Source organism: Roseateles sp. P1_C6, from assembly GCF_056406315.1.
In genome coordinates this window covers 288697-309516 of the sequence record NZ_JBFUAK010000008.1, presented here as the reverse complement: position 1 = coordinate 309516, position 20820 = coordinate 288697, and the positions used below count along the sequence as shown (strand labels likewise).

Genomic DNA, 20820 nt, shown 5'->3' with positions numbered 1-20820 from the left:
GTCAGCCTGCAGGGAGAGCGAGGCGCACTTCAAAGCCGCCCTCGGGGTGGTTCTGGAAGCGAACGGTGCCGCCGTGGTCCGCCACGATCTCGCGCACGATGGACAGCCCCAGCCCGAGACCTTCCTTGCGCATCGCGGCACCATGGTCCAGCCGCGTGTAGGGCTGGCCCAGCCTGGCCAGCGCAGCCTCGGGCACGCCGGGGCCGTGGTCGCGTACCGTCACCAGCACCATGCCCGTCTCGTCGGGCACGATGCTGACCTCGACCGGCCGCTGCTGGCTTTCGCCATAGAACATCGCGTTGTCCAGCAGGTTGCCGATGGCGCGCTTGAGTGCCAGCGGTTTGCCGAACACCGTCAGTGGCTGGCTCTCCAGCTCCACCTTGTGCCCGCCCATGCGCGCGTCCCGCACCATCTTCTGCAGCACAAGGTCGATGCGCAGTGGCGCGCGGTTCTCGTGGATGTCGGTGTCCTTCACGATCTGCAGCGCCGTCTTGACCATCATGTCCAGCTCGTCGAGGTCCTCGTGGAACTCGTCCTGCACGGCGGTGTCGTCCAGCAGCTCGCTGCGCAGCCGCAGCCGCGTGATGGGCGTGCGCAGGTCGTGCGAGATGGACGCGAACAGCCGCTCGCGGTCGCCGATGTAGCGGCGGATGCGCTCCTGCATGTCGTTGAAGGCCTCGATGGCGTGCCTCACCTCCTGCGTGCCGCTGACGCGCAACGGTTTGGGCGCCACGCGCCGCCCCACGCGCGCAGCCGCGCGGCTCAAACCCGCCAGCGGCCGCGTGATGGCGCGCACGGCGATCAGCGTCAGCAGCACGGCCAGGCCCAGGGCCAGCAGTTGCGGCGTCAGGCGCTGCCAGGTGAAGAACTCCAACTGCTCCAGGAAGTAGGGGTCGGGCAGCGTGCTGCTGAGGTACAGCCACTGGCCCGGCTCGGTCTCGGCCTGGATGACGAGGAAGGGCGCTGGCCGCTCGGCGGCGATCAGCGACGGCTCCACCCAGCTCTCCGGCAGGTCACTCAGCAGCGCGCCGCTGGGCGAGACCTGCAGGCCGATGGGCGACGCCAGCGCCACATGCAGCTTGGTACCGTGCGGCAGCTGCGCCGTGAGCTCCTGGGCGACCTGCTGCTCCAGCATGCGCGCCATGGCCTGGCCGGGCAGCGGCGTCACCGGCACCGCGGCGCCGTTGAAGAAGACGAGAAAGCGCGTACCACCCATCGTGCGCAGCTGTTCGATCAACAGCGGCCGGTAGGCGGCCGGCAGCTCGCGCAACGCGCGCACCGCCCCAATGGCGCCGCTGGCCACGTGGTGGGCGGCCAGCTCGGTCTGGCGCCGCACGCGCTGTTCGATCTGGCTGTACCAGACAAGGTTGACGGTCAGTTGTACGAGCGCCAGCCCGCCCAGCATGGCCAGCACGAAGCGGCCCTGCAGGCTGTCGAACAGAAAGCTGCTGGCGCGTTGCCACCAGCCGCGTGCGGGCAGAGGCGGGCCGTCGAGCGCGCCGTCTGCCTCGGCCGCTTCAGAGGGCATGCCGCGGCGTCACGGTCGTGGAGAAGACATAGCCCGAACCGCGCACCGTCTTGATCAGCGCCGGCTGCTTGCCATCGTCCTGCAGCCGCTGGCGCAGGCGGCTGACCTGCACGTCCAGCGAGCGGTCCAGCGGCCCCAGGTCGCGCCCGCGCGTGACCTCGGCCAGCCGGCTGCGATCCAGCACTTCGCCCGGGTGCTCCACCAGCAGCTTCAGCAGCTGGAAGTCCATGCCCGACAGCGCCGAGGCCGTGCCGTCGGGATCGATGAGGCTGCGCTCCAGCAAATCCAGCGTGAAGCCGTTGAACGCGTAGTAGCGCGGCTCCTTGGCCTTCTCCTGCCCGGTGCGGCGCGTGATGGCCTTGATGCGCGCCAGCAGCTCGCGCGGGTTGAAGGGCTTGCCGAGGTAGTCGTCGGCGCCCAGCTCCAGGCCGACGATGCGGTCGGTCTCGTCGGCGCTGGCGGTCAGCATGATGACCGGCACCTCCGAGCGGCGGCGCACGGACTGGCACAGCGTGAAGCCTTCGGTGTCGGGCAGCATCACGTCCAGGATGCACAGGCTGATCTCGTCGCGGTGGCGCTCGAACTCGGCCATGAAGCTGGCGCCGTCGTGGGCCAGCAGCACCTCGTACTGGTTCTTCTCGAGGTAGGTCTTCAGCAGGCTGCGGATTTTCTGGTCGTCGTCGACGATCAGGATCTTGCGCGGGGTCATGGGGCGGAGGCTTTCTTGGGAGCCAGTGCGCGCAGCAGGCCTTGCAGCTTGCGCTGCGCGGCGGCCGGCGTCTGGCTCGGGTCCAGCGCAAAGCGGTGGACGGTTTCGATGATGGCGTTCTTGCCGACCTCGCCAAACGCCATGCGGTGCACGAGGCTGGGCACCCGCGGCGTGGTCGGGTTGGCGAAGAGGTGGAACGACTGTTGTGCGCACGGGTCCAGCTCATCCACCGGCACGTCGCGGCGCACGGGGATGGAGCCCTTGATGCGGTTGTAGCCCAGCTGCAGCGTGGCGCTGCCCAGCAGCTCGGCCATCTTTTCCTGGTCGGCCTGGGCTGAACCGTTGCCGGCCAGCATGGCCAGCGTGTCGATGCTGTACAGGTGCGCCTGGGCCGTGCCGGGCACCGCGCGGCAGGCGAAGTCACGCTCGCCTTCCAGCCCCAGGGTGCCCAACTCGCCGCGCGCCCAGTCGCCCATGATGAGCATGGCAGCGCGCTCGTTGGCGAAGTCGGCGACGACGTCCGTCCATGGCCGCTCGCCGGGCGCGCCGCCCAATGCCGGGTTCGCCGGCAGCGCCAGGTTGCGCCAGTTGCGCAGGCGCTTGAGCGCGCGCTCCAGAGCGGGGTCGTCGAAGGCGGTCAGGTCGCGTTGCTCTAGCATGCGGCGGTACAGCGCGGGGCCGGCTTCGCTGAGCAGCATGGCCTCGAACACGGTGGCCACCTGCCAGGGCTCGTCGCTGAAGGCCACCGGCGTGACGCCGGCCGCACGCAGCTTCACCGCCGCGCGCTCCAGCCCATCCCAGTCGCTGGGCGGCTCGATGCCGTGGCGCTTCAGCAGCGCCTTGTTCAGGTAGAGGTTGTTGATGCGCTGGATGCCCAGCGGTGCCGCCACGACATGGCCGCGCACGGTCACCTGCGCCATGACCTGCGGGAACATGACCTTGGCCCAGTTGCGCCTGGCGGCCACGCCGTCCAGCTCCAGCAGCAGGCCCATGTCGGCCCATTCGGTCATGGACTGGCCGTTGAGCTGTGCCACCTTGGGCGCCATGCGGCGCAGGATGCGCTCGTTCAGCACCTTGATGGCCGGGCCACCGCCGCCGCCGGCGACCGCGCCGTCCACCCACTTCAAGCCGTTCTCGGCCATGCGGGCGGCGACATGGTTGGCAGCCGCGCGCTCGCTCGCCGACGTCCACCAGTGCAGCACATTGAGTTCACCCGCGCCCTCGGCCGCAGGTGCAGCCACGGTCGGGCCGGCCGCCATGGCCGCGCAACTCCAGGGCAACACCGCCAACGCCAGCATGCGGCGCATCTTGCGGGCGACCCGGCAGCGCCAACCTTGCGTTTCGTACGACTTCTGTAATGTTGTGTGACTCAAGGACACCGCCCACTGCCGGGAGGCGGTGATTGTCTTGAGAAGGGCCGCAAATGGCGATTGGGGCTTACCGTGACGTTCAGTTGTAAGCGAGGGCTTGCGCGGCGGGAATTCGCAATGCGCGGCGCGCGGGCAGGGCGCATGCCACGAGCGAAATCAGCGCCATCAGGCCCAGCCATCCGAAGGCCGCGCCAGCGCTCGGCACCAGCCGCCACGGCACGCTGAACATGATGCGGCCGAAGGCCGCTTCGAGCAGCGCGCTGATCGGCAGCGACAGCGGCAGCGAGGCCAGCCAGGACAGCATCACCAGCGTCAGCCCCTCGACCTGGATCACGGCGAGGATGGCGCCGTCGCGCGCGCCGATGGCGCGCAGCACGCCGATCTCGCGCTGACGTTCCAGCACGGCCAGGCCCATCGTCGATGCCAGGCCCATCGCGCCGACGGCGATCATCACCAGGCCCATCGCGCCGAGGAAGTCCACCACCATCAGCAGATGGTCCTCGACGACGCGGCGGTTCTCGGCCTGGGACTGGCTGGCGGCGACGGTGATGCCGGCCTCAGCCAGCACCTCGCGCAGCTGCTGCACGGCGTCCAGCAAGGCGATGGGCGAGCTGGGTGTCGCCAGCCTCAGCACCAGGCTGGTCGCAAGATCGTTGCCGGCCAGTGCATCCAGCGTGGCGCGCGATGTGTAGGCCAGGGCCTGCGGGCCGCTGTCGACAAGGCCCACGACGGTCCAGTCCTGGCCGGCCAGGCGGTGCGTGCTGCCCACCGTCAGCGCGGGCTGCTGCTTCTGCAGCAGGCGGCTGACGACCAGTTCGCGCGCATCGCCCTCGGCCAGCCAGCGGCCGTCGAGCAGGCGCGGCGTCAGCAGCCGGCTGCCGGCGGGCAGGCCCAGCAGCGTGACGGGCTCGGCGAGCCCGGTAGCCCGCATGCTGCGCCAGGCCTCGGCCGCGGCGACACCGGGCACGTTGGCCGCCAGCGCCTCCAGCCTGGGCGCAGGCGTGGGCGCGCCGACGCGCAGCTGCACCTGGTAGCGCTGGGCGTTGAAGAGATCGTCCACCGAACCCTGCACCGCGCTGCGCAGATTGGCCGCACCCAGGTAGACGGCGCCGCCGCTGGCCAGGGCGAGCACGGTCAACAGCATGCGCTGGCGGCGCCGGAAGGCGTTGCCCACCGACAGCAGCAGCGGCCTGGCCCAGCCGCCGAGGTGAGGCACCAGCCGGGCGGCGAGTGCGCCGCGTTGCAGGCTCAGCGCCTGGCCATCGCGCGTGATGCCGATGTCGCGCAGCGCCTCGCCCACGGGCCGGCGCAGGGCCGCGCGCACCGGCAGCGCGGCGGCGGCCAGTGGCAGTGCCACGCCGACGGCCAGCTGCAGCGCAACGGCCCAGGCCGGCGTGGCGATGCCGGCCAGCGGGAAGTTCAGCAGCTCCGCCTTCAACCCGCCATAGACGCGGCCCAGCCACAGCGCAGCGGGCACGGCGATCGCGGACGCCAACAGGCCCAGCGCGCCGGCCTGGGCCAGCACCATCGCGCCGATCTGGCCCGGTGAGCCGCCCAGCACCTTCATGACGGCGATCTCGCGTGTCTGCCCGGCCAGCATCGCGGCCACCAGGTTGACGACCAGGAAGCCGCAGGCCAGCAGCGCCAGCAGGCCGAACGCGCCTTGCGTCATCAGCAGCGAGTCCATCTGTGCGGCGTGGATGTGCTGGCCCGGTTCGGGCACGTCGACGCCGTTCACGCGGTAGCCGGCGCTGCTCAGCGTGGCCTTCAATGCCTCGGCGATGCGGCGCACGTCGGCGCGGGTCGCGTGCTCGTCGCGCACGCGGACCTGCAGCTCGTTGAAGCCCGCCGGCGCGCCCAGGCCGGTCAGCGTCGCCTCGCTGCCGTAGAGGTAGACGAGGTTCTCCATCCAGCCCGGTGCCTGGCTGACGTCGCGCACCAGGCCTTGGATGGCCAGGGATTGGGTCTCGCCGCCGGCCAGGCGCAGCGACACCGGCTCGCCGACGCCGGCACCGGAGAAATCCAGCGACGAGCGCTCCATCCACAGCCCGCCATCGGTGGGCGACGCGGCGGGCTGCAGCCGGCCGATGTCGATGCGCTGGAAGTCGTCGAACGCGACGACGACGGCGTTGCGCGCACGGCCGTTGGCCTGCACGGCGGCCATCACGCTGCGCCGCAGGCGCGCGGCGGCGATGTCGGGCAGGGCTTGCGCCAGTGCCAGCGCTCTCGCGTCGGCGCGGTCCAGCAGCAGCGTGGCCGAGACCGGCTGGCTGGCGCGGTAGCCCAGGTCGGTGGCGCGCTCGACGAGCGCCCAGGCGTTCAGGATGGTGCCGGCGGCCGTCAGCCCCAGGGCCACCGCCAGCACGACGAGCCCGCTGCGCGCGCGGTGCTGCCAGAGGTCGCGCCAGGTCTTGCGCGAGCGGGCGTCAAGCATGGCGGCGGTCCTCGACGAGGCGGCCGTCGTGCAGGCGCAGGCTGCGCTGCACCTGGCCCAGCGCCGCGGCCTCGTGCGTGACCATGACGATGGTGACGCCTTGCTCGCGCGCCAATTCGGCCAGCAGCGCCAGCAGCGCCTCGGCATTGGCCGAGTCGAGGTTGCCGGTGGGCTCGTCGGCCAGGATCAGCGCCGGCGCGTTTGCCAGCGCGCGGGCGAGCGCGACCCGCTGCTGCTGTCCGCCCGACAGCGCCGCCGGGAACTTGTCGGCCTGGTCGGCCACGCCCAGGCGCTGCAGCAGCGCGCGGGCGCGCTCGCCCCGTTCGGCGGCGGGCCACTGGTCGCAGAAGTCCATCGGCAGCATGACGTTCTCCAGCGATGTCAGCGTGGGCAGCAGCTGGAAGAACTGGAACACGACGCCCACCGCACGGCCGCGCCAGCGCGACAAGGCGCGCTCGGGCAGCGTGCGCAGGTCTTGCCCGGCGACGTTCAGCTCGCCGCTGCCCGCGCGGTCGATGCCGGCCAGCAGGTTCAGCAGCGTCGACTTGCCGCTGCCCGAGGGGCCCACGACGGCGACGAACTCGCCGGCGTGGATGTCGAGGTCGAGTGCGCTCAGTGCATGGAAGTCGCCACCCGCGGCGGGGTAGCTCTTGCCGACGCCACGCAGGCGGATGAGTGTTGGGTTCTGTTGCATGCCGGCCAATGTAGGCAGCGCCAGGGCGCGCGGCACACCGCTCGACGGCGCCGTCGTGCCACTCGGCGAATAGGCCCTCGTCAGGGGCGGCGTGTGTCGCGATGCTGGCGGCATCCCTTCTTTTGGAGACGCCATGAAAGCCCTTGTCCTGTCCCTCGTGCTGGCTGTGGCCGGCATTGCCCATGCCCAGCACGGCGCTGCATCAGCTTCAGCCACCGCGCCGGCCGAGGCCGCCCAGTTCGACTTCCTGGTCGGCCAGTGGGAGCTGGAGGTGTCGCCCAAGGTCGGTGGCCTGGCGGCGATGATCCACGGCGCACCCAGACTGGTCGGCAGCTGGAAGGCCTGGAAGTCCTTCGACGGCCACGGCCTGGACGACGAGCTGCGCATCTTCGATGCCTCGGGCAACCCGACGGCGCTCAACCACAGCCAGCGCATCTTCGACGCCAAGACCAAGCGGTGGCTGGTCAGCGGCCTGGATGTCTATCGCGCGCGCTTCGGCAGCAGCAGCGGCCAGTGGCAGAGCGGCGAGATGCTGCTGGAGGGCAGCGGCCAGAACGCCGAGGGCAAGCCGATGCTGACGCGCACGCGCTTCCTGGAGATCTCGGCCGACCGCTTCAAGATGCGCCAGGACCGCTCGCTCGACAATGGCGCGAGCTGGGACGAGGGCGCGCTGACCGTCGTGGCCAAGCGCGTGTCGCGCAAGGCAGTCCGGTAGAGCAAAGGATGGTGATGGGGCGAGCGTGGATCTGGGCGCAATGGCTGATCGGCTGGCTGCCGGTGGCGGCGCTGTTTGCGGTGCTGATGATGACGGTGCATGGCGCTGGGTTCGCGTCGGCGCTGCATTACTCGCTGCGGCTGATGGCGACGGCGGCGCTGCTGGGTCTGCTCGTGCACCGCTTCACGGCGCGCCTGCCCTGGCCGCATCCGCTGAAATTTGGCTTCATCGCCAAGCATGCGCTGGGCGCGGCGCTGTATGCCGTCGCCTGGGTGGCGGCCAACAGCGCCGTCGAGAGCGTGGTGGAGAGGCGTGTCGTCGTCGTGGTCGGGCCTGGCATTGCCGCCTACCTCGTCACCGGCGTGTGGTTCTACGTGATGATCGCCGGCGTGGCCTATGCGCAGCGCGCCGCCGCGCGCAACGCGCAGCTGGAGGCCTTGCAGGCGCGCAGCCAGCTCGCCGCGCTGCGGGCGCAACTGCATCCGCACTTCCTGTTCAATGCCTTGCACACGGTGGTGCAGCTGATCCCGCTGGACCCCGAGCGCGCCACCCGCGCGGCCGAGCAGCTGGCGGCGCTGTTGCGCGCCAGCTTCGACAACCCGCGCGAGCTGGTCACGCTGCGCGAGGAGTGGGCCGTCGTGCAGCTCTACCTCGACATCGAGGCCATCCGGTTTGGCGAGCGGCTCATCGTCGCCACCGATTTCGCGCCCGCCGCGCTGGGCGAAGCGCTGCCCAGCTTTGCGCTGCAGACGCTGGTGGAGAACGCCGTGCGCCACGGCGCTGCGCCGCGGGTGGCGCCGACGACGCTGCGCGTGCGGGCGAGCGTGGAGGGCGCCGGGCTGCGCATCGTCGTCGAAGACGATGGCATGGGCGCCGAGCCCGCCGCGCTGCAAGCGGCGGGCACGGGCCTGCGCCGGCTGCGCGAGCGGCTGAGCGGGATCTACGGCGGCGGCGCGACGCTGGCGCTCGACACCGCGCCGGGCCGCGGCCTGCGCGCCGAGCTGCGCCTGCCCTTGCAGCGCGACGCCGACGAATGACCGCCGCCGTCACCGCGCTGATCGCCGACGACGAGCCGGTCGCCCGCGCCGGCCTGCGCCATCTGCTGCGCGGCCTGCCCTGGCTGCTGTGCGTCGGCGAGGCGGCCGACGGCCCGGCGGCGCTGGCCGAGATCCAGCGCCTGCGTCCTGAATTGGTGTTCCTGGACATCCAGATGCCCGGCCTGCTCGGCACCGAGGTGCTGCAGCGCCTGCTGGCCGCGGGCGGCGCGCCGCCGCCGCTGGTGGTCTTCACGACGGCGCATGCCGAACATGCCATCACCGCCTTCGAGCTGGGCGCGCTGGACTACCTGCTCAAGCCCTTCGGCGCGGAGCGCCTGAACGCGACGCTGGAGCGCGTGCGCGCGGCCCTGGGCGAGCCCTGCCCGCCGGCGCTGGAGCGGCTGGCCGAGCTGCTGGGGCGCGGCCCGGTCACGCGGCTGTTCGTGCGCAGCGGCGCGGCCATCGTGCCGGTGGCTGTGGCCGACGTCAGCCACTTCGAGGCCGTGGGTGACTACGTCGCCGTGCACGCCGGCGGTGCCGAGCACCTGTTGCACCTGGCGCTGGCGCGACTGGAGGAGCGGCTGGACGCGCAGCGCTTCGTGCGCATCCACCGCGGCTGCATCGTCAACCTGGACGCGGTGCAGCGCTTTCGTCGCCTGCCCAATGGCCAGCTCAGCGCCGAGCTGAAGGACGGCCGTGCGCTGCCTGTCAGCCGCAGCCGGTCCCAGGTCTTGCGCGCGCTGGCCGACTGAGCACCAAGGCGGGAGAAACCCGGCTCTCGCGGACCGCCGTGGTGCGTGGTCGCCATGCTGCGGTACACCAACGGTGCGAGCCGCACCAGAACAGGGTTTGGGCGCGGGCCGACCTGGGGCGTGAAGAAGTTCACGAGCTGGCACGGGCCTTGCGGACGGTGCCATCGGCTACCGAACTTCATCCCCAAAACCCCTCTGGAGGACTCTCGATGCTTCGCCGTTCCGCCCTGGCCCTGGCCGCTTCCGCCGCCGCCGCTCTCCTCACTCCCGCCGCCCATGCCGCCGACACCATCAGGGTCGGCGTGCTGCATTCGCTGTCGGGCACCATGGCCATTTCCGAGACGGTGTTGAAGGACACCGTGCTGATGGCCATCGACGAGATCAACGCCAAGGGCGGTCTGCTGGGCAAAAAGCTGGAGCCCGTCGTGGTGGACCCGGCCTCCAACTGGCCGCTGTTCGCCGAGAAGGCCAAGCAGCTCATCTCGCAGGACAAGGTCGCCGTCGTGTTCGGCTGCTGGACCTCGGTGAGCCGCAAGTCGGTGCTGCCGGTGTTCGAGCAGACCAACTCGCTGCTGTTCTACCCGGTGCAATACGAGGGTGAAGAGCTGAGCAAGAACGTGTTCTACACGGGTGCCGCGCCCAACCAGCAGGCCATTCCCGCGGTGGAATACCTGATGAGCAAGGACGGCGGCGGCGCCAAGCGCTTCGTGCTGCTGGGCACCGACTACGTCTACCCGCGCACGACCAACAAGATCCTGCGCGCCTTCCTGAAGAGCAAGGGCATCCCCGAGACCGACATCATGGAGGACTACACCCCCTTCGGTCATGCGGACTACCAGAGCATCATTGCCAAGATCAAGAAGTTCGCCGCCGAGGGCAAGAAGACGGCCGTGATCTCGACGATCAACGGCGACTCCAACGTGCCCTTCTACAAGGAACTGGGCAACCAGGGCCTGAAGGCGACGGACGTGCCGGTGGTGGCCTTCTCCGTCGGTGAGGAAGAGCTGCGCGGCGTGGACACCAAGCCGCTGCAAGGCCACCTGGCCGCGTGGAACTACTTCATGTCCATCAAGGCGCCCGCGAACGACGCCTTCATCAAGAAGTGGAGCGACTACGCCAAGGCCAAGGGCATTGCCGGCCACAAGGACAAGCCGCTGACCAACGACCCGATGGAAGCCACCTACATCGGTATCAACATGTGGGCGCAGGCGGTGACCAAGGCCAAGAGCACGGACACCGACAAGGTCATCGCCGCGATGGCCGGCCAGACCTTCACGGCACCGTCGGGCATCACGTCCAAGATGGACGAGAAGAACCACCATCTGCACAAGTCGGTCTTCATCGGCGAGGTCAAGGGTGACGGCCAGTTCAACGTGGTGTGGAAGACGCCCGGCCCGGTCAAGGCCCAGCCGTGGAGCCCGTACATCCCCGAGAACAAGGGCAAGAAGGACGAGCCCGCTAAATAAGACCCCCCGAGGCGCCTGCGGCGCTTCCCCCAAGGGGGCGCCGCCAGTGGCCTGGCAAAGCCAGTTCCACGGCGGCTGCTTGAGGGACGTGCGCGCTTGGCGCGGCACTTCTGTGTTCGCTTGGATCTTCATGATCAAACGACTTGTTTTGGGTTGGCTGCTGGCGGTGCTGAGCTGCTCGGCCTGGGCGCTGTCGCCCGAGCTGGCAACACGCATCGCGGCGGGTGAGGGCGATGAGCGCGTCGCCGCGCTGCAGCAGGCGCTGGCTGCCGGCGATGTGTCGCTCGGGCCGTTCCTGCGTGCCTTGCAGGACGGCCGCGTGCGGCTCAAGGGTGGCCAGGCCATCGTCCTCGCCGAGGGCGCCAGCGCGCCGGCCGATACCGAGGAGCCGATGCTGAACAACCGCATGCGCCGCGAGATCGACTCGGCGCTGGCGGGGCTGGACCTGTTGTCCGCCGACCGCGCGACGCGCGCCAAGGCGCTGGCGACGCTGCGGGACGATGCGGATGCGTCCAAGCTGCCGCTGCTGGAGAAGGCGCTGGCGGCGGAGACCGATGCCGAGCTGAAGACCAACCTGGGTGCGCTGGTGGCCGGCGCCAAGTTGTCGTCCACCGACGCAGCGCAGCGCCGTGCCGCGGCGCTCGAATTGGCCGGCAGCGCCGATCCGGCGACGCGGGCCTTGCTGCTGGAGCGGCTGAGCAGCGAGACCGACGGCGCCACCAAGGCGGCGATGAAGAACGCCATCGACGCCATTGGCGACCGCCTGGCCTGGGGTGAGCGCGCGCAACTGCTGTTCTCGGGCCTGAGCCTGGGCTCGGTGCTGCTGCTGGTCGCGCTGGGCCTGGCCATCACCTACGGCCTGATGGGCGTCATCAACATGGCGCATGGCGAGCTGCTGATGGTGGGCGCGTACGCGACCTACTGCATCCAGCAAGGCTTTCGCGCCTGGCTGCCGGCTGCCTTCGACTACTACCTGTGGCTGGCGCTGCCGGCCAGCTTCCTGGCCGCGGCGCTGGTCGGCGCCGCGATGGAGCGCACCGTCATCCGCTGGCTCTACGGCCGGCCGCTGGAGACGCTGCTGGCCACCTGGGGCATTTCCCTGGTGCTGATGCAGGCCGTGCGCACGCTGTTCGGCGCGCAGAACGTGGCGGTGGAGAACCCGACGTGGCTGTCCGGCGGCTGGGCGCTGCTGCCCAACCTGACGCTGCCCTACAACCGCCTGGCCATCCTGGGCTTTGCCGCGCTGGTGCTGGTGGGCATGGCGCTGCTGCTGGCCAAGACGCGGCTGGGCCTGATGGTGCGCGGCGTCACGCAGAACCGCCGCATGGCCGCCTGCGTGGGCGTCAACACGGCCAAGGTCGACACGCTGGCCTTCGCGCTGGGTTCGGGCATCGCCGGCCTGGCCGGCTGCGCGCTGAGCCAGATCGGCAACGTCGGCCCCGACCTGGGCCAGAGCTACATCGTCGACGCCTTCATGGTGGTCGTGCTGGGCGGCGTCGGGCAGCTGGCCGGCACCGTCTACGCCGGGCTGGGGCTGGGCGTGCTGTCCAAGCTGCTGGAGGGCTGGCAGGGCGCGGTGCTCGCCAAGATCGCGCTGTTGATGCTGCTCGTGCTGGTCATCCAGAAGAAGCCGCAAGGCCTGTTCGCACTGAAGGGCAGGTCGGTCGAATGAAGAAGACATTGCTCATCGCAGTGGCGGTGCTGACGCTGCTCGTGCCCTTCTTGCACCTGGCCTTCCCGCCCGGCCATGCGGTGCACCTCAGCGAGTTCTACGTGGGCCTGCTCGGCAAGTTCCTGTGCTTTGCCATCTGTGCGCTGGCGCTCGATCTGATCTGGGGCTTCGGCGGCATCCTGTCGCTGGGCCACGGGCTTTTCTTTGCCCTCGGCGGCTATGGCATGGGCATGTACCTGATGCGCCAGATCGGCCGCGAAGGTCAGTACCAGTCGGACCTGCCGGACTTCATGGTCTTCCTGAACTGGAAGGAGCTGCCCTGGCACTGGATGCTCAGCGACTCGCTCGTGGGCCAGCTCTTCCTGGCGCTGGCGGTGCCGGGCCTGCTGGCTGCGGTGTTCGGCTACTTCGCGTTCCGTTCGCGCATCCAGGGCGTGTACTTCTCCATCATCACGCAGGCGCTGACGGTGGCGGCCATGCTGCTGTTCTTCCGCAACGAGACGGGCTTTGGCGGCAACAACGGCTTCACCGACTTCAAGCGCCTGGCCGGCCTGCCGCTGAACACGCCCGGCATGAAAGTGGGCCTGTGCGTGGCGAGCGGCGTCGCGCTGATCGCCTGTTACCTGGTCGCCCGCGCGCTGACGCAAAGCCGCTGGGGCCGCATCCTGCAGGCCATCCGCGACGCCGAAGGCCGCGTGCGCTTCCTCGGCTACGACCCGGTCGCGTTCAAGCTCAGCGCCTACGTCATCTCCGCGTTGATGTGCGCGCTGGCCGGCATCCTCTACGTGCCCCAGGTCGGCATCATCAACCCCGGCGAGATGAGCCCGGCGGCCAGCATCGAGATGGCCATTTGGGCCGCGGTGGGTGGCCGAGGCACCTTGATCGGGCCGGTGCTGGGCGCCTTCTTCGTCAACGGCACCAAGTCGGTCTTCACGGCCGTGTGGCCCGAGGGCTGGCTCTATGTGCTGGGCGCGCTGTTCATCGCGGTGACGCTGTTCCTGCCGCAAGGCCTGATGGGCCTGGCCCGGAGGTTCAAGAAATGACGCCGGAACTCCTTGAAGCCGGCGCCGAGGCGCGCTCGCGATCGTTGACGCGTGTCGTCACCGACGACGGCCCGGTGTTCAACCAGGGCGTGGCGCTGTATGTCGAAGACCTCAAAGTCGCGTTCGACGGCTTCCAGGCGCTGGGTGGCCTGTCGTTCACCGTCGGTGTGGGCGAGCTGCGCTGCGTCATCGGCCCCAACGGCGCCGGCAAGACGACGACGATGGACTGCCTCACCGGCAAGACCCGGCCCGACAGCGGGCGCATCTTCTTCGGCAGCAACCTCGACCTGCGCCAGATGAGCGAGCAGCAGATCGCGCGCGCGGGCATCGGCCGCAAGTTCCAGAAGCCGACGGTGTTCGAGGCGCTGTCGGTCACCGAGAACCTGGAGCTGGCGTTGGCGGGGGACCGCCGTGCGCGCTTTGCGATGCGCGCCAAGCTCAGCGGCGAGCAGCGCGACCAACTGGATGAGTTGCTCAAGACTGTGCATCTCACCGAGGAGCGCGAGCGCGTCGCCGGCCTGCTGAGCCACGGCCAGAAGCAGTGGCTGGAGATCGGCATGCTACTGGCGCAAGACCCCAAGCTGCTGCTGCTGGACGAGCCCGTCGCCGGCATGACCGACGAGGAGACCGAGCGCACGGCCGAGCTGTTCCTGAGCCTGGAAGGCAAGCACTCGCTCGTGGTCGTCGAGCACGACATGAATTTCGTTGGCACGCTGGCCGGCGCGCATCGCACAGTCACCGTGCTGCACGAAGGCAAGACCTTGGCCGAAGGCACGATGGCCGCCGTGCAGTCCGACGAGAAAGTGATCGAGGTGTACCTTGGCCGATGACATCTTGAAGGTCCAGGACCTGCACAAGCACTACGGCGGCTCTCACATCCTGCGTGGTCTGAGCTTCGACCTGAAGCCCGGCGAGATCACCGTCGTGCTGGGCCGCAACGGCGTTGGCAAGACGACGCTGCTGAAGAGCCTGATGGGCGTCGTGCCCGTCACGTCCGGCAGCATCACATTGGCTGGCGAGCCCATCAACAAGCTGAAGACGCATCAGCGCGTGCGTGCCGGCCTGGGCTACGTGCCTCAGGGCCGCGAGATCTTCGGCCGGCTGTCGGTCATCGAGAACCTGCAGATGGGCCTCAGCAGCCAGCCCGCCGGCACACCACTGCCGGTGGAGTTGTTCGAGCTGTTCCCCGTGCTCGCCAAGATGCGCTCACGCCGCGGCGGCGACCTGTCGGGCGGCCAGCAGCAGCAGCTCGCCATCGCCCGCGCGCTGGCGCCGGGCCCGAAGGTGCTGCTGCTGGACGAGCCGACCGAGGGCATCCAGCCCAACGTCATCCAGGACATCGGCCGTGTCATCAAGCACCTGGCCCACGACAAGGGCTTGTCGGTGGTGCTGGTGGAGCAGTTCTATGACTTCGCCGAGGAGCTGGCCGACCAGTATTTGCTGATGCAGCGCGGCGAGATCGTCATGCGCGGGCGCGGCAAGGACATGGCGGCGGATGGGGTGCGGGAGAGGCTGGCCATCTGAGGCCGGTCGCCCGGGGGGGCGGCCCCTAGTTCGCCGGGTATCGGTCGCCTCACCAGGCGCCCAGAATCGGGCCTCTCCAGAGACCCGCCCACACCGATGCACCCGCCTCGGTGCGGCGGCGGGACTCAGTCAGAGCGCCCATGCGCCGTCAAGCCCAGTCCAGTTCCTCGCCCGGCCGGCGGCCCTTCGCGCCCAAGGAGCGCCGCTGCGCACGCGATGGGTCCTTGCGCGCCGGCGTCCTGTGGCTGCGTGGCCTGATCGGGCGACCCTTCAGCCTGCGTTGGGCGAAGGGCGTGCCGCACCTGGTCTGGGTTGAACGGCGGCGCCAGCGAGGGGCGGCTGACCCCGCCAGCAGTGCCCAGGTGAGCGCAGAACTCGAGATCGCGCTGATGGCCCACCCCGACGCGGCGTCGACCATGCCGCATCTGGTCCGCGTGCACGACCAGCTCGTCCTCAAGGGCTGGCCGGGCCTGGCCGTGCTGCCGCCGGAGCTGATCCGCAAGGCACTGGCCCAGGGGCGTGCCGTGGCTGCGCTCGACGCACCGGCTCTGGCCGCGCTGCTGGATCATTTGCGCCAGCTGAATGCCCACTTGCCTGAAGCGGCACTCGAGTCGCGCGATCAGGGCGACACCGTGCCGATGCGCGATGCCGCGGACCACGTCGAAGTCTCCGAGCTGGGGGAGGCTGATTTCGAGCAGCTGGCGCGTGAATGGAACCTCAGCCACGACACCCCGCCGGCTTCCGAAAGCCAGGGGCCGCCGCCGTTGCACTGAGGCGGGCGGTTCAGTGCCCCGGGGCGTCGAACCACAGCAGGGCGAACCAATGCTGCGGGTCGGTCCACACCCGCCCCGGCTTCAGGCCGGCGCGCGCAGCCTGGGCCTGGAAGCCCTCGACGGTGTACTTGTGCGAGTTCTCGGTGTGCAGGGTCTCGCCGGCCTCGAACGCATAGATCTCGCCGCCGACCTGCAGCTGCAGCGCGCGGCGGGCGCGCAGATGCATCTCGATGCGCGAATGCTGCGGGTTGAAGTGCGCGGCATGCTCGAAGCCGTCGTGCGGAAACTCAGCGCCCAGCTCGCGGCGGGCGCGGGCCAGCAGATTCAGGTTGAACGCCGCCGTCACACCGGCGGCGTCGTTGTAGGCGGCATGAAGCACCGCGGCCTCCTTGACCAGATCGATGCCGATGAGCAGGCCGCCGCCCGCCAGCTCGGCCGCGGCCATGCGCAGGAAGGCGCCGGCTTCGTCGGGGCTGAAGTTGCCGATGCTGGAACCGGGAAAGAAGCCGACGCGACGCGCGCCGTCGGGGCAGGGGGGCAGCTCGTGGGGCTGCGTGAAGTCTGCCACCAGCGGCTGGATCGCGAGGCCGGCGTAGTCGGCCGCAAGACCGTCGCAGGCAGCGAGCAGGTGAGGGCCGGAGATGTCGACCGGCACGAATTGCACGCCGTCGCGCGGCATCGCGTCCAACAACAGCCTGACCTTGCGCAGCGCACCGGCGCCGTACTCGACGAGCTGAACCTGCGGGCCGAACTGCGCGGCCATGTCGGCGGCGTGCGTCTGCAGCAGCGACAGCTCGGTGCGCGTCGGGTAGTACTCGGGCAGGTCACAGATGCGTTCGAACAGCCGCGAGCCGGCTTCGTCGTAAAAGTACTTGGGCGAGATCGCCTTGGGCGTGCTGCGCAGCGCCGCATGCAGGTCGGCCGCGAACTGTTCGTTCTCCGCCGCCGCCCGAGGCTGGCGCCAATCGATTCCGGGTTTCATCTTGCGAGCCTCACTCCACTGAACTGCCAGCGCGCCGCTGGCGGAAAGAAATTGCGATAACTGGGCCGTGCATGGCCGAGGGGCGTCGCGAGACTGCCGCCGCGCAGCACCTGCTGGCCGACCATGAACTTGCCGTTGTATTCACCCACCGCGCCCGCTGCTGGCTTGAAGCCGGGGTAGGGGGCGTAGCTGGAACGCGTCCACTGCCAGGCTTGGTCGGCGGCCGGTGCGAAGCCTTGCAGTGCGCTCGCGGCCTCCCACTCGAACTCCGTCGGCAGCCGCGCGCCGGCCCATTCGGCAAACGCGCAGGCCTCGTAGAAACTCAGCTGCGTGACGGGTGCATGCGGGTCCAGCGGCTGTGCGCCGTGCAGCCCGAACACGCGGCCGTCGTCGAGCCAGTAGGCCGGACGCTGCCAGCCTTGGGCTTGCACGGCCGCCCAGCCGTCGGACAGCCACAGCAGCGGTTCGCGGTAGCCACCGGCGTCGATGAAATCGGCGTACTCGCCGCAGGTCACCAGGCGGTTGCTGATCTCGAAGGGGGCCAGCAGCGCCTGGTGCCGCGGGCCTTCGTTGTCGAAGGCGAAGCTCGCGCCGCCGTGGCCGATGTCGACGATGCCGCCAGGGTGCTTCAGCCAGGCCTGGGCCGGTGCCTGGGCGGCGAGCGGCGCGCCCGCGTCATAGGCGGGCAGCAGCGGGTTGCAGGAGAAGGCATGCAGGATGTCGGTCAGCAGCAGCTCCTGGTGCTGCTGCTCGTGGTGGCAGCCCAGCTCGATGAGCGTGTGGGCCTCCTCGGGCGCGAAGGGCAGCAGGTCGGCCAGCGCGGCATCGACGTGGGCGCGGTAGGCCTTGACCTCGCTCAGCGACGGCCGGCTCAGCAGCCCGCGTTGCGGTCGCGCGTGGCGCGGCCCCAGGCTTTCGTAATAGGAGTTGAAGAGCCGTGGCCAACGCTCGTCGAAGACACAGTAGCCCGGCAGATGGGGCAACAGCACCATGGTCTCGAAGAACCAGGTCGTGTGCGCGAGATGCCATTTGGCCGGGCTCGCGTCGGGCATGGATTGCAATTGCGCGTCTTCATCCGACAACGGCAGGGCCAGAGCCAGCGTGTGGGCGCGCGTGGTGCGGACGAGGTCCGGCAGCGGGGCGGTCAACATGGAACGGAACCGTAGCGCAAACTGCTGCCAACGGTATGTCAGTGCAGGGACTCTCGCTGTAGGACGGCGCCGGGCTCAGGGTCTTTGCTTCCCCTGGGTTGACAAGCCCGCAGCTTCGCGCTGCTCAGGGCCGGCGCGCGGCCCAGGCGGCGACCGGCCAGGCGACCAGCAGGCCCAGCGCGATGCCGACGCTGTCGGCCAGCAGGTCCCACCAGTCGCCCTCGCGTGGCGGCAGGAAGCTCTGCGCGATCTCGATCGCGCCGCCGTAGGCGAGCAGTGCCGCGACCAGCAGCAGCCACTGGCGCGGGCGTTGCCACCAGGCCCAGACGCTGGCGAAGGCCAGCGACGCAAAGGCGAGGGCGTGGTTGGCCTTGTCCCAGCCGGTGTTGATGGTCTTGGGCGGCGCTGGCGACAAAGCCAGCCACGTGATGGCGACAAGCAGCAGTACGAGCAGCACGCGCCACAGCGGGCGGCGCTCGGGGGCGGCGCAGAGGTTCAGAAGGAGGCTGGGCATGGCGGGCGGCATTGTGGCCCGCCCGCGTGTCACTTCATCTGGCGCATCCACCCCTTGGCCTGGCGCAGGTGCGCGGCCAACTGCGCCTGTGCCGGGCCGACGGCGGGGTCGGTGATGGGCAGCTTCTCCAGCAGCGCGGCGTCGATCTGCGCGCGCGAGACGGCGTTCAGCATCCAGTTCATCGACGGCGGGCGCTCGCCCTGGACGGCCGGCAGGCGCAGCTCGGCCACCTGGCCGCAGCCACCGATGCGCTTGATGAGTTCCATCGCCGAGTCCCGGCCGCGTGCGCTGTTGCTGTTCAGGATGCCGCGCGGCGGCGCGACGATCTCGTGCAGGCCCATGTGCGTGGCGCGGTAGCGGCGGCCGTCCAGCGGCATCGCGTCGGCGGCCTGCGGCGCGTCACGGCACAGCCAGTCGTCAACCTGGGCCGGCGTGTTGACCAGCAGCAGCAGGCGCAGCCGCGAGCGGTCCAGGATGCCCTGGCGCGCGCAGTCGTCCTCGGGCTTGCAATTGCGCAGCCGGCCCGAGGCTTCGAGGTCGCGCAGAAGGTCCGACAGCATCAGCGTGCCGCTGGCCTCCACGTAGCCGCCGTCACCCAGGCGGTCCCACACTTCGCCCACGTCGTCGGCTTCGGTGTCCCGGTGTGCTTCCTTGAAGTGAACCGCCGCGGCCGGGCTGATGAAAGGAAAGCGGGCGCTGTTGTGCACCGCCTGGGCGAGCGTGATGCGGTCGACGTCCAGGCCCAGCGATGGGTCCAGCAAGTCCACGCCGTCGCCGCCGGACAGCAGGAAGTCGGCCTGGTAGACGCGCTGGCCGCGCTCCAGGGCGGCCGTGTTCAACGCCAGCAGCGGCAGCCATTCGGCGTCGGTGGCGCGGGCATGCAAGGCCGTCAACGCCTCGCCCCAGGGTGCCGGGTGGGCGGCGGTGCGCGACGGGCATTGGCGGGCCAGGCTCTTGGGCCAGTCACGCGCCCAGACCTGCTCCAGGCCCAGCGAGCGGTCGGCCCCGGGGAAGACCACCGGCAGGAAGCGCTGCATCAGGTCGGGGTAGAGCATGTCGCCGACCGGCGTGGCGAGATGGTCTTGGCCGGTGAAGTCGCGCACCAGCTTCCAGGGCGTGCATGCCGTGATGTCGATGGCCTGGCGGCGCGCATCGACGGCGGCGACGAAGGCGGCCGCGCCCAGTGCTCCGCCGGAGGTGCCGCTGATCGTGAAGATGGAGTCGGAGAAGTTGACGCCTTGCTGCTCGCCCAGGTCTTGCAGGCGGGCCAGCGCCGCGCTGCTCCAGTAGGCCGCGCGGGACGCGCCGCCGGCCGAGGCGACCAGCACCAGCGGGCGCTTGCCGTCGGCGCCCACGGTGCGCAACCAGGTCTGCACCCAGGCATCCGCCGGCTGGCGGTTGCCGACCGCGGCGCGCGCGCTGCGCTCCGGGTGGGCGACGCGGTGGTTGTCGTTCAGCGGCGCGAAGGCGACGAACAGCAGCAGTGGCAGCGGCGTCAGCGGATAGCCGATCATGGCCTTGGGCACATAAGTCAGCAGGATGCCGCCGAAGACGATCCAGCTGCCCATCGCCAGCAGCACCAGCGCCGGCGAGCCCAGCGCCCGCGCGGTCGCCTCGGGCCAGGCCACCAGAGCGGCGTATACGGCCCATTGCAGCAGCATCACGAGCACGACGAGCACGCGAGACGGAGTGCTCATGCGGTCTTCGCGCGCCATTGCGGCGATGACATCGCGCCGGTAGTCCAGTGCCAGCCAGCGCGCCAGCGTGGAGCCGGTGCCGAGCTTGAGCAGCCACGCGCGCCGCCGCCAGACGAACAGGTAGAGGAGGGCCGTCACCGCCAGCAGGCTGACGCCGATGAGCCGCTCGCGCGTCTGCAGCAGGAAGAACGCGGCGATGGGCAGGCCGCCGCCGAGGATGAGGCCGCGCGGCAGCCAGCGGCGCAGGCGCTCCGCAAAACGCGCGTTCACGCATTCGCCCAGCGAGTCAGGCTTGAAGCGGCGGTCCAGCAGCAGCCGGCTGGTGTACCAGGCCAGCAGCAGCCACAGGCCGAACGAGAACACCAGCGTGGCGGTCTGCGCGCTGCCGGACTCCAGCGACAGCAAGGTCTCCTGGGCCTGGTCCAGCCCCAGCAGCACGACGACGCCGGCGGCGACGATGCCCACCGGAAAGGCGCACAGCCACAGCACGCGCAGCAGGTACAAGGCCCAGGGCACGTCGCCCTCGGGCGGCGGTGYCGGCGCCGTGGGCGGCGGCTCGGGCGGGCGCGGCGGGCCGGACTCGTCGGGCTGCGGCGGGGGCGGTGGCGGCGGCGTGAACTGTGGCGGCGGCGCGGGTTCGTGGGACGGGTAGACGACCGGAATCAGCATGGCCTGCACTCTAGCCCCGGCCTGCGGCGTGTCCAAGGCGGATATCCGCGGGGAGGCAACTCCTGGGAAACCCTCCTCCGGCGGCGCGAC

The 20820-nt window shown here is 70.2% G+C and carries 18 protein-coding genes; 9 read left to right on the top strand and 9 right to left on the bottom strand.

Annotated features, from left to right (window positions below):
* Position 1: 1 nt before the first annotated feature.
* From AC1D29_RS19390 to AC1D29_RS19370, 5 genes are all read right to left on the bottom strand, one after another.
* Positions 2-1528 (bottom strand): ATP-binding protein, encoded by a 1527-nt coding sequence (locus AC1D29_RS19390; protein ID WP_477900401.1) that lies wholly within the window; start codon positions 1526-1528, stop codon positions 2-4.
* Positions 1518-2237: a response regulator gene (locus AC1D29_RS19385; RefSeq protein WP_477900399.1), complete on the bottom strand. Its 720-nt coding sequence runs from the start codon at positions 2235-2237 to the stop codon at positions 1518-1520. The genes AC1D29_RS19390 and AC1D29_RS19385 overlap by 11 nt, the downstream gene beginning before the upstream one ends.
* Positions 2234-3535, bottom strand: a complete 1302-nt coding sequence (locus tag AC1D29_RS19380; protein ID WP_477900397.1) for an ABC transporter substrate-binding protein — start codon at positions 3533-3535, stop codon at positions 2234-2236. Before AC1D29_RS19380 ends, AC1D29_RS19385 begins: the two co-directional genes overlap by 4 nt.
* Positions 3536-3686: 151 nt before the next feature.
* Positions 3687-6041, bottom strand: a complete 2355-nt coding sequence (locus AC1D29_RS19375) for an ABC transporter permease (protein ID WP_477900395.1) — start codon at positions 6039-6041, stop codon at positions 3687-3689.
* Positions 6034-6735 carry an ABC transporter ATP-binding protein gene (locus tag AC1D29_RS19370; RefSeq protein WP_477900393.1) on the bottom strand — a complete coding sequence of 234 codons (702 nt, stop codon included), beginning with the start codon at positions 6733-6735 and terminating at the stop codon, positions 6034-6036. Before AC1D29_RS19370 ends, AC1D29_RS19375 begins: the two co-directional genes overlap by 8 nt.
* 133 nt (positions 6736-6868) lie before the next feature.
* On the opposite strand from AC1D29_RS19370, the gene AC1D29_RS19365 reads away from it, so the two are divergent.
* The 9 genes from AC1D29_RS19365 to AC1D29_RS19325 all read left to right on the top strand — a co-directional run bounded on the left by AC1D29_RS19365 (position 6869) and on the right by AC1D29_RS19325 (position 15717).
* Positions 6869-7450, top strand: a complete 582-nt coding sequence (locus tag AC1D29_RS19365; protein ID WP_477900391.1) for a hypothetical protein — start codon at positions 6869-6871, stop codon at positions 7448-7450.
* 14 nt (positions 7451-7464) lie between these two features.
* Positions 7465-8487, top strand: coding sequence for a sensor histidine kinase (locus tag AC1D29_RS19360; RefSeq protein WP_477900389.1), 1023 nt, complete (start codon positions 7465-7467; stop codon positions 8485-8487).
* A complete protein-coding gene (locus tag AC1D29_RS19355) occupies positions 8484-9239 on the top strand; it encodes a LytR/AlgR family response regulator transcription factor (RefSeq protein WP_477900387.1) in 756 nt (251 codons plus the stop codon). Before AC1D29_RS19360 ends, AC1D29_RS19355 begins: the two co-directional genes overlap by 4 nt.
* Positions 9240-9448: 209 nt before the next feature.
* Positions 9449-10705, top strand: a complete 1257-nt coding sequence (urtA, locus tag AC1D29_RS19350; RefSeq protein ID WP_477900385.1) for an urea ABC transporter substrate-binding protein — start codon at positions 9449-9451, stop codon at positions 10703-10705.
* Positions 10706-10835: 130 nt separating this feature from the next.
* The gene (urtB, locus tag AC1D29_RS19345; protein WP_477900383.1) at positions 10836-12377 is read left to right on the top strand and encodes an urea ABC transporter permease subunit UrtB; all 1542 of its coding nucleotides are present in this window, start codon (positions 10836-10838) and stop codon (positions 12375-12377) included.
* A complete protein-coding gene (urtC, locus tag AC1D29_RS19340) occupies positions 12374-13420 on the top strand; it encodes an urea ABC transporter permease subunit UrtC (RefSeq protein WP_477900381.1) in 1047 nt (348 codons plus the stop codon). Before urtB ends, urtC begins: the two co-directional genes overlap by 4 nt.
* Entirely contained in the window at positions 13417-14250 is an 834-nt protein-coding gene (gene urtD, locus AC1D29_RS19335; RefSeq protein ID WP_477900379.1) for an urea ABC transporter ATP-binding protein UrtD, read from the top strand. Before urtC ends, urtD begins: the two co-directional genes overlap by 4 nt.
* A gap of 1 nt (position 14251) precedes the next feature.
* Positions 14252-14944 (top strand): urea ABC transporter ATP-binding subunit UrtE, encoded by a 693-nt coding sequence (gene urtE, locus AC1D29_RS19330; RefSeq protein ID WP_477900532.1) that lies wholly within the window; start codon positions 14252-14254, stop codon positions 14942-14944.
* Positions 14945-15168: 224 nt separating this feature from the next.
* On the top strand, positions 15169-15717 hold the full coding sequence (locus AC1D29_RS19325; protein ID WP_477900377.1) for a hypothetical protein: 549 nt from the start codon (positions 15169-15171) through the stop codon (positions 15715-15717).
* Between the two features lie 10 nt (positions 15718-15727).
* Here the strand turns inward: AC1D29_RS19325 and egtD are convergent, their stop codons facing one another.
* The 4 genes from egtD to AC1D29_RS19305 all read right to left on the bottom strand — a co-directional run bounded on the left by egtD (position 15728) and on the right by AC1D29_RS19305 (position 20730).
* Complete coding sequence (egtD, locus tag AC1D29_RS19320) at positions 15728-16699, bottom strand: L-histidine N(alpha)-methyltransferase (protein WP_477900375.1); 972 nt, start codon at positions 16697-16699, stop codon at positions 15728-15730.
* A complete protein-coding gene (gene egtB / locus AC1D29_RS19315; RefSeq protein ID WP_477900373.1) occupies positions 16696-17850 on the bottom strand; it encodes an ergothioneine biosynthesis protein EgtB in 1155 nt (384 codons plus the stop codon). The genes egtD and egtB overlap by 4 nt, the downstream gene beginning before the upstream one ends.
* Positions 17851-17974: 124 nt before the next feature.
* Positions 17975-18364, bottom strand: a complete 390-nt coding sequence (locus AC1D29_RS19310; RefSeq protein WP_477900371.1) for a VanZ family protein — start codon at positions 18362-18364, stop codon at positions 17975-17977.
* 29 nt (positions 18365-18393) lie between these two features.
* A complete protein-coding gene (locus AC1D29_RS19305) occupies positions 18394-20730 on the bottom strand; it encodes a hypothetical protein (RefSeq protein ID WP_477900369.1) in 2337 nt (778 codons plus the stop codon).
* Between the last annotated feature and the right edge of the window lie 90 nt (positions 20731-20820).

Bases quoted from the DNA above. Each gene is read 5' to 3' on its own strand.
- egtD (WP_477900375.1), bottom strand. From the start codon at position 16,699: ATGAAACCCGGAATCGATTGGCGCCAGCCTCGGGCGGCGGCGGAGAAC.
- AC1D29_RS19365 (WP_477900391.1), top strand. From the start codon at position 6,869: ATGAAAGCCCTTGTCCTGTCCCTCGTGCTGGCTGTGGCCGGCATTGCC.
- urtD (WP_477900379.1), top strand. From the start codon at position 13,417: ATGACGCCGGAACTCCTTGAAGCCGGCGCCGAGGCGCGCTCGCGATCG.
- AC1D29_RS19375 (WP_477900395.1), bottom strand. From the start codon at position 6,041: ATGCTTGACGCCCGCTCGCGCAAGACCTGGCGCGACCTCTGGCAGCAC.
- AC1D29_RS19385 (WP_477900399.1), bottom strand. From the start codon at position 2,237: ATGACCCCGCGCAAGATCCTGATCGTCGACGACGACCAGAAAATCCGC.
- AC1D29_RS19380 (WP_477900397.1), bottom strand. From the start codon at position 3,535: ATGCTGGCGTTGGCGGTGTTGCCCTGGAGTTGCGCGGCCATGGCGGCC.
- AC1D29_RS19355 (WP_477900387.1), top strand. From the start codon at position 8,484: ATGACCGCCGCCGTCACCGCGCTGATCGCCGACGACGAGCCGGTCGCC.
- AC1D29_RS19360 (WP_477900389.1), top strand. From the start codon at position 7,465: ATGGGGCGAGCGTGGATCTGGGCGCAATGGCTGATCGGCTGGCTGCCG.
- egtB (WP_477900373.1), bottom strand. From the start codon at position 17,850: ATGTTGACCGCCCCGCTGCCGGACCTCGTCCGCACCACGCGCGCCCAC.
- urtA (WP_477900385.1), top strand. From the start codon at position 9,449: ATGCTTCGCCGTTCCGCCCTGGCCCTGGCCGCTTCCGCCGCCGCCGCT.
- urtB (WP_477900383.1), top strand. From the start codon at position 10,836: ATGATCAAACGACTTGTTTTGGGTTGGCTGCTGGCGGTGCTGAGCTGC.
- AC1D29_RS19310 (WP_477900371.1), bottom strand. From the start codon at position 18,364: ATGCCCAGCCTCCTTCTGAACCTCTGCGCCGCCCCCGAGCGCCGCCCG.
- AC1D29_RS19370 (WP_477900393.1), bottom strand. From the start codon at position 6,735: ATGCAACAGAACCCAACACTCATCCGCCTGCGTGGCGTCGGCAAGAGC.
- AC1D29_RS19390 (WP_477900401.1), bottom strand. From the start codon at position 1,528: ATGCCCTCTGAAGCGGCCGAGGCAGACGGCGCGCTCGACGGCCCGCCT.
- urtC (WP_477900381.1), top strand. From the start codon at position 12,374: ATGAAGAAGACATTGCTCATCGCAGTGGCGGTGCTGACGCTGCTCGTG.